General features: G+C 63.3%; 8 protein-coding genes. 1 reads left to right on the top strand and 7 read right to left on the bottom strand.

The features are described from left to right. From QZ378_RS11490 to QZ378_RS11500, 3 genes are all read right to left on the bottom strand, one after another. Positions 1-493: AAA family ATPase (locus tag QZ378_RS11490; RefSeq protein ID WP_291258361.1), on the bottom strand; the 493-nt coding region annotated here is incomplete at its 3' end. Continuing rightward, positions 483-1,541: a hypothetical protein gene (locus QZ378_RS11495; protein WP_291258362.1), complete on the bottom strand. Its 1,059-nt coding sequence runs from the start codon at positions 1,539-1,541 to the stop codon at positions 483-485. The genes QZ378_RS11490 and QZ378_RS11495, both read right to left, overlap by 11 nt. 297 nt (positions 1,542-1,838) lie before the next feature. Beyond that, on the bottom strand, positions 1,839-2,408 hold the full coding sequence (locus QZ378_RS11500) for a DUF6100 family protein (protein WP_204804405.1): 570 nt from the start codon (positions 2,406-2,408) through the stop codon (positions 1,839-1,841). A 464-nt stretch (positions 2,409-2,872) separates the two neighbouring features. On the opposite strand from QZ378_RS11500, the gene QZ378_RS11505 reads away from it, so the two are divergent. After that, positions 2,873-4,201 (top strand): RNA-binding domain-containing protein, encoded by a 1,329-nt coding sequence (locus tag QZ378_RS11505; protein WP_291258363.1) that lies wholly within the window; start codon positions 2,873-2,875, stop codon positions 4,199-4,201. A 123-nt stretch (positions 4,202-4,324) separates the two neighbouring features. Here QZ378_RS11505 and QZ378_RS11510 read toward each other — a convergent pair whose 3' ends face one another. The 4 genes from QZ378_RS11510 to QZ378_RS11525 all read right to left on the bottom strand — a co-directional run. Next, positions 4,325-5,761, bottom strand: a complete 1,437-nt coding sequence (locus QZ378_RS11510) for a CotH kinase family protein (RefSeq protein ID WP_291258364.1) — start codon at positions 5,759-5,761, stop codon at positions 4,325-4,327. Between the two features lie 4 nt (positions 5,762-5,765). Further along, positions 5,766-6,446: a DUF4956 domain-containing protein gene (locus tag QZ378_RS11515; protein ID WP_291258365.1), complete on the bottom strand. Its 681-nt coding sequence runs from the start codon at positions 6,444-6,446 to the stop codon at positions 5,766-5,768. 26 nt (positions 6,447-6,472) lie between these two features. Beyond that, on the bottom strand, positions 6,473-7,183 hold the full coding sequence (locus QZ378_RS11520; RefSeq protein WP_291258366.1) for a polyphosphate polymerase domain-containing protein: 711 nt from the start codon (positions 7,181-7,183) through the stop codon (positions 6,473-6,475). Beyond that, positions 7,152-7,371, bottom strand: a 220-nt coding sequence (locus QZ378_RS11525) for a hypothetical protein (protein ID WP_366935204.1), incomplete at its 5' end; no start/stop codon positions are given. The genes QZ378_RS11525 and QZ378_RS11520, both read right to left, overlap by 32 nt.

Consider the following 7,371-nt stretch of genomic DNA (forward strand, 5'->3'; position numbering starts at 1 on the left):
CGTGGATGTCGGTAAATTCCTTGAAGGGGCGGATCTCCTCATAGTCGCTCTGGTAGCTGTACTGAGCGCCGCCGCCCTCCCGCACCCGCTGGAAGGTGTCGATGACAACGAGGCGGACACTTGGGTGATCCATGAAGAAGCCCTCCAGCATCGCCAGCAGGTCTCTCCCACGCAGGTCGGTTTCAAATTTCAGATGGAGGCGTCCCACTGGGTGCTCCACACCGAACATCCGGATCAGCCTGCCCTGGACGCGCTCCCCCGTGTCCTCCAGAGACAGATACATCACCTGGGAGCGGTGGGTGGGCTGTCCCAGGAAGGGGGTCCCTGTAGCCACACACCAGCACAGCTGGGCCATGAGGAAGGACTTGCCCACCTTGGGGGCTCCCGCCAGAATGTAGCACCCGGCGGGGAGCATCCCGTCCACCACCGTGGAACGGGGCAGGAACTGCATATCCATCAGCTCGGCGGCGGTGATGATCTTCTCACGATCCATTCCGCTCCCCCTCCTTCCGGTCCAGACCGGCCAGCAGGCTGCCGGGCAGGGAGACCAACTCCGCCCCGGTGTTGCACAGCCGCTCTATGGCGGGCATCTGGAAATCGAAGAACCAGCCCAGACCCGGCCGGACGTGGTATTGCCGCTCCCCCGGTAGCTGATAGAATCCCGCCAGCAGCTCCAGGGGGAACAAGTACACAGGCTCGTTGGTGACCGGGCAGTGCGCCTCCCGCAGCAGGTACTGCTGGAGCTGGTAGAGGCAGTGCTCGTCCAGGATCGCTCGGAGCAGCCGGCGTCCGTTCTCGTCAAAGGCGATGTAGTAGAAGAAGTCCTCCCGGGCAAAGCGGATCAGGCGGCTGCGCGGATTCAGTGCATGGGGCACCAGGTCGGCGGCCTGCTCCCACGCTTCCCCCAGCAGGATGCTGCCGCTGTAGGAAAAGCCGGCCCCGGCCTCCGACTGCTCGAACTGATCCCGGAACAGCAGTTCCGTCTCGGGGTTCCACCGCATATTCCGGCGGCCCAGGTAATAGAGGGCGTAATAGCGCTCGCCAGGCGTCAGCAGCACCCCGGACACCCGGGCGGACTTGTTGTCCTTGCCGCAGACCTTGTTCAGCTCATAGGCGCTGTAATAGACCAGCTCCTTCCGCCTGGCGTCGTCCCTGCGCCTGCCCGGGACCCATCGTGCCCCCAGCTGGTGGGCCAGCAGCAGGCAGGCGGCGTTCCGGTGGAGCCGCTGGGTCCGTCTCCAGTCCCCCTGGCCGTCGGCCGGAGCCAGCAGGCGTGCCCGGATCTGTTCCGCCCGGCCGGGAGAGAGGTGTTGGATCTGGTTCAGCCCCCTGCTGGTCAGAGACAGGGAGCGGACCACACGGCGGCGCTCTCCCCGGAACTTCCGCTCCTTCAGATATCCCGTCCGCACCAGCTCCGTTACCACCCGCCGGCGATAGTCATAGCAGCCGCCCGCCTTCCGCAGCAGCGCCACCGGCACCTCGCCGCAGAACCCCACGAACACCAGCAGGCGAAAGCCAAAATATTCTGTATTCCATTTCATCTTGTATCATCCTCATATCTTAAGTACTGCGATCTCTACAGCCCGCGGCTCTTTTCACACTGAGCTCCTTGCCCAGACTGCCGCCATTCCTCGCGGGATCTGTCCGGCACAGGCTCTGTCCGACAGACTGCCGCTGCCGCACTGCCTCAAAACCATAAAGATCCCAACGGCGTTGGAAGTCCGCGGCCGGCCCCCTTGGGAATACTGGCTTTCCGGCCAAAAAGCGGCACCGAAAATCTGCAGGCGCGAAAAATCAGAAATCGGTATGTTTTTTCGGATCATTTTTCCGCTATTGTTTCAGGTTTCCGGTGGTCCGGCCCAGGACTCCCGATGGCTCTCCAGCCACTTGGGGAACGCCTCGGCGGGCAGGACCCAGATGCGGGTGGCGTTCCGTTCGCCCCGGTGGCTGCACTGGAAGGCGGAGCAGAGGGCGGAGGTATCGTTGGTGAGGAACGCCGCCTCCAGCACATCCTGGCAGTGCTTCAGCTCCAGGTTGTCGTGGTCCAAAAAGCGGCGGCCCGGGCCGTAGATATGTTCATAGGCCAGGACGCAGATGTGGAACTTGGGCGGCAGCCGGTCCGGGAACGCCCGGCGGATGGCTGCGCGCAGGGAGTGGGCCAGGAAGCGGCTGCGGTCGCTGTCGCCCCGGCGGGGCAGGACGGCCTCCAGGGTGACGGCCAGCCAGCCGCCCTCCAGCAGCTCCACCCTGGCAGGCGCCTCCTCGCCGATGGACGGGCCTCCCGCTGCGGGCGGTCCCGGCGGCAGGACGGTGGCGGCATAGTCCCGCAGGGCGAGCGTCGCCGTCTCCGCGGCTCGGAGAGCCTCCAACAGGCGCCGTTCGCTGCGGATCGGATCGTGTGATTTCATGGGAAAGACCTTCTCTCATAACAGGATAAGGGCTCGGGGCGGGAAGCCTCCTGAAAAGCCCCTTCATTAAGCATGTAGAAATGAAGGGAGTATTTTCACCCCCTCCCGGCAAAAATTTTTCAAAACTCCTGCCGGCGGAGGCGCCCGTGATTGCCCTTTCATAATAAATGGAGAAAAGGCTCCCTGTTTTTGCCCCCTTAGAAAAACTTTTTTGGAAAATTTCAGCCGGGCGCAAAAATACGTTCAGCGCAAACCTTCGGCGGCGCGGAAAACCGCGGCTCGACATTAGGTCTACGCTGAACGCAAATCAGAAAACCAGATACGCTGTACGAGGACTTTTGCGTTCACAGCCTGAGCGGCATGGTCCAATAAAATAGCTCCATGGAGACAAAATCCCCTTGCAATCCCGCGGAAATCTAATATAATAATTATCAGATTATTAGATTGCTTGTGGGAGGTTCATCATGTTCACGGAAAACAAAACGACCGAGCTGAAGCGGGAGTATGTGGACGACATCAAGAATACCGCCATCGCCTTCGCCAACTGCGACGGCGGCACCCTCTATGTGGGCATTGAGGACGACGGCACGGTGCGCGGCGTGGACGACGCAGACGGCACCATGCTCCGGGTCACCAACGCCATCCGGGACGCCGTGCGCCCGGACCTGACGATGTTCCTGGAGTGCCGCTGTGAGACCATGGAGGGAAAGCCGGTGATCTGCGTCCGGGTCCAGCGGGGAACGGCCCGGCCTTACTACCTCCACAGCAAGGGTATCCGCCCGGAGGGTGTCTTTGTCCGTCAAGGGGCCTCCACCGTCCCCGCCAGCGAAGCGGCAATTCTGGACATGATCAAGGAGACCAGCGGCGACAGCTACGAGGCCGCCCGCTCCCTGGAGCAGCGACTCACCTTTGAGCAGGCCTCGGCGTTTTTCCGGAGCCGGAACGTGGCCTTCGGCCCGTCTCAGATGCGCACGCTCCATCTGATCGGTCCGGACGGTACATACACCAACCTGGCATTCCTGCTCTCAGACCAGTGCAACCACACCGTCAAGCTGGCGGTCTTCGAGGGCAGCAAAAAGTCGGTCTTCAAGGACCGGCAGGAGCTGACCGGCTCTCTGCTCCAGCAACTGGAGGATGCCTACGGCTATATCGACCGATTCAACCGCACCCGGGCGGAGTTCTCCGGCCTGGACCGGGTGGATATCCGGGACTACCCGCCCGAGGCCGTGCGGGAGGCGCTGCTCAACGCCCTGGTCCACCGGGACTACGCCTTCAGCGGCCCTACCCTTATTAGTATCTTTGAGGATCGGATCGAGTTCGTCACCATCGGCGGCCTGGCCAGGGGCATCGGGCTGGAGGACATCCGCCTGGGCGTATCAGTGCTGCGTAACCCTGACCTGGCCAACATCTTCTACCGCCTGCGGCTGATCGAGGCCTACGGAACCGGCATTCTCCGTATCCACGAGTGCTACGCCGGCGCGGCGGTGCAGCCGGCTATCGAGGCCACCGACCATGCCTTCAAGATCACCCTGCCGAACCTGAATTTCAGCCGCGAAGCAGAAAATACCCCGCCTGCCCGGCCAGCCACCAGTTTGGGCAAGAGAGAGGCCCGGGTGCAGAAGGTCATCGGGCTGTGCAGAGAGAACGGCTGGGTCGTCCGGAAGGACGTGGAGGCGGCGCTGGGCGTCTCCCAGGCCACGGCGATCCTGCTGTTGCGGGAGATGACCCGGGACGGCCTGCTGGAAAAGCAAGGAACGGCGAAGAACCTGCGGTATTATCTGGCGGAAATGTGACAACGGTGAAATTGCAATCAGGCCGCCGGTTCCTTTCGGAACCGGCGGCCTGATTTTTTCGTTTATCAAGCACCAAATTGGCGTGGATCTGTTCTGAAACTCATTCCATGTTCTTTCCCTGCGTCACTCCACCACCGCCGCGGCCTCATCCTGCCGCTCCCTTGCCGCCTCCAGGTCATCGAAATCCCCCAGGGCCCGCAGGTCCACATGGGAAGCGTCCACCCCGAACACCGGGCGTTCCGCCCACTGGGCCAGGGTGGCGGGATAGTCTCCTTCCAACTGTCCCCGGACGCTCTCCGAGCGCAGGCGGCACACCTCCAGCAGGGTGTCCACCGCCAGCAGGTGGTCCTCATAGGAGCAGAAGGCGGTGGGGTCGGCCTGGACATAGGGGGCGATCATGGCCTGGGTCTGCCGGATGACCGCCTCATACCGGCCGCTCTCGAAATACTCCGTGAGCAGATGGTCGAAATAGGCGTGATACCGAGCAAAATAGTCGTTGTTTTTCATCAGATTGTGATAGAGGGGGCGTTTCAGCATGGTCTCCCCCCGGGCGGGGGTGTTGATGGGCCAGTTGATCAGTACGTCGGGGTCCCGGATGGGATCGGTCATGCCCAGGGCGTAGGTGCCGAAGGCCAGGTTGTAGTCCCAGGGCAGGATGGAGATCACCCCGTCCTCCTCATAGAGGAAGTAGTTGTGTCCGGTGTGGCCCAGGTAGCTGTCCCAGTTCATCACAAAGACCTGCACTGTAAAGTATCGCAGCACCTCGTTCACGTTGACCGCCGTCTCCAGATTTTCGCCGGTAGACAGCACCCGCAGGGCCTGGATCAGCCGCTCCCGGTCCGCCCCGTCCGTGTCAAACTTGGCGTTGTCAAAGATGTTGGGGTAGCGGTCGGGGTCATCGCCAATGTACCGCAGGGCCACGTCGGCGTTCTCCGCGTTCAGGGAGCGGTAGTCCGGCTTATAGAGCGCTCCGTGATCCGGGCCGAAATTCCGCCGGGCAAAGGCCTCCTCCGGCTCCTCGATGGCCAGAAACAGCCCCCAAGGCTGACCGTTCACCGTCACCCAGGCGTAGCTGCACAGAGGGGCCGGCGCCTCCATGTAGGCCATCATGTGGTAGGCCAGGTAGGTCTTGAGGTAGCTGTTGTCCTGGAAGGAGGCATCCAGGGAGAGCTTGTCCAGTCCGTGGTAATTCCCGCCGTCCACATAGTGGTCGAATTCCAGCTTCAGACTGTACCGGGACAGGCCGTACTCCTCCGTCAGCCGGAGGGAGTTGTTCCCCTTGGCCCGCAGGCCCACCTGGTAAAACTCCTCCCCGTCGATGACCGCGGTGCAGGGGATATACTCCTCCGCCGGGGCGTTTTCGAGGAAAGCCGCCCAGTCCTCCACCCGCAGGTCCACGGTGTGGACCCGGCCATCATCAAAGAGGCGGGAGGCGTACCCGGGCGCGGCGCTGGCGGGCCGGAGGCCCAGAGCCTCCCCGAAGCAGAGCAGACCGGTGAGGATCAGGGCCAGCAGGATGGCCGCGGCGCAGATGCGGTCGATATGCCGGTGGCGGATCATGGCCTCACCCCATGTAGTCCCCGTTGTAGGAGACCAACACCACGTTCCCCACGCCCTCCATGGCCCCCAGCTCATTGACGAACTCGGTGTCGGCATCCCGCAGGCGCACCTCGTAGTTCAGCTCGATCTGGCCCGGGGCCACGCTCTTGCTCTTCAGATTCAGCCGCCGCACCCGGGCCTCCACCAGGGCGCGCACCTGCCCCTCCACATCCTGGTCGGCGCAGTGGACCACCAGGATGTAGGGGGACTCCCCGTTCTTCTGCCGGGAGAACACCAGCAGCACCACCCCCACAAAGAGGCTCCCCAGCACCGCCAGGGGGATGAGTCCCGCCGCCAGTACGATGCCCGCCGCGATGGCCCAGAACAGGAAGGCGATGTCCATGGGCTCCTTGATGGCGGTGCGGAAGCGGACGATGGACAGGGCGCCCACCATGCCCAGGGAGAGGACGATGTTGCTGGTCACCGCCAGGATCAGCAGGGTTGTGATGAGGGTGAGGGCGATGAGGGTCACCCCGAAGCTGGGGGCGTACATGACGCCGGCGTAGCATTTTTTATAGACCAGGAAGATGAACAGGCCCAGGCAGAAGGCCAGCGCCAGGGCGATGGCGGCGTCCGGCAGGGAGACCGCGTCCAGCCGCTCCAGAAAGCTGGATTTGAAGATGTCCTGAAAGGTGAACGTGGGCATGGCAGCCACACCTCTTTTCTTCGTTCTCAGTCAAACCGCCGGCACAGGGCGTATTTGGAACAGGCCCCCGCCCGGCGGTCCGGCGTCTGGACGGCCAGGCGCACCAGGTCGGGGAGAAAGGCGTCGTACTTGACCTCCAGCACCGTCAAAGCGTCCAGAGGTTTCAGGGGGAACGAACCGGGGGACAGGAAGCCGGCGCTGTCCCTGCAGGTGCGCAGGTTCCGGTCCAGGGTCACCCGGACGTTTCCGGGGACGTACAGGAAGGCCTCCCGGTCATAGCACACCACCGTCCTGGGCCGCAGCAACGTCCCATGGAGCTTGTGGTACAGCTCCGACAGCAGGGGCTCACCCCGCTCCAGAAGGAAGGCGTCCTCCCCGGAGAGCAACCGCTCCGCCTCCTCCAAAGTCAGGCGGGCGGAACGCTTGCCGCACAGGCCGTTGACCTTCCACTTCTTCTCCAGCTTGAGAAAATCCGGGCGCTCCCCGTAGTACCGCAGGCGGAACTTCTCCCGCCGGTCCACCCCGTCCAGCTTCTCCCGGAGGGCGACGTCGTAGGGGGTGTCGAAATACAGGCTGGTCACCCGGTAGGAGCCGTCCGGCCCAGCGTGGCCGTCCCGGGGAAAGAGCTTCTGAAGCCGGGAGGTAAGCACCAGATCCTCCTGGGGAGAGATCTGGTGCTTGACCTCGTGGCGCAGGCGGAGGGGCTCAGTCGTCCCAATCGTCGTCCCAGTCGTCATCGTCGTCCCGGTCGTCGTAGTCCGTGTCGTCCCAGCCGTCGTCATCGTCGTCCCAGTGGTCCTCGCCGGTGGGGTCGCCGTACCAGTCGTCGTCATCGCCCCAGTCGTCGTAGTCGGTGATGCCATCGGCATTGGGGCCGTAGTCGGTGTCGTCGTAATCGGTGATCCCGTCCGCGTTGGGGCCGTAG

The sequence above is a fragment of the Flavonifractor sp. genome, from assembly GCF_019422385.1.
GTDB lineage: Bacteria > Bacillota > Clostridia > Oscillospirales > Oscillospiraceae > Flavonifractor > Flavonifractor avistercoris.

Excerpts from the sequence above, each read along its gene's own strand:
- QZ378_RS11510 (WP_291258364.1), bottom strand. The coding sequence starts at position 5,761 with ATGATCCGCCACCGGCATATCGACCGCATCTGCGCCGCGGCCATCCTG.
- QZ378_RS11495 (WP_291258362.1), bottom strand. The coding sequence starts at position 1,541 with ATGAAATGGAATACAGAATATTTTGGCTTTCGCCTGCTGGTGTTCGTG.
- QZ378_RS11515 (WP_291258365.1), bottom strand. The coding sequence starts at position 6,446 with ATGCCCACGTTCACCTTTCAGGACATCTTCAAATCCAGCTTTCTGGAG.
- QZ378_RS11520 (WP_291258366.1), bottom strand. The coding sequence starts at position 7,183 with ATGACGACTGGGACGACGATTGGGACGACTGAGCCCCTCCGCCTGCGC.
- QZ378_RS11505 (WP_291258363.1), top strand. The coding sequence starts at position 2,873 with ATGTTCACGGAAAACAAAACGACCGAGCTGAAGCGGGAGTATGTGGAC.
- QZ378_RS11500 (WP_204804405.1), bottom strand. The coding sequence starts at position 2,408 with ATGAAATCACACGATCCGATCCGCAGCGAACGGCGCCTGTTGGAGGCT.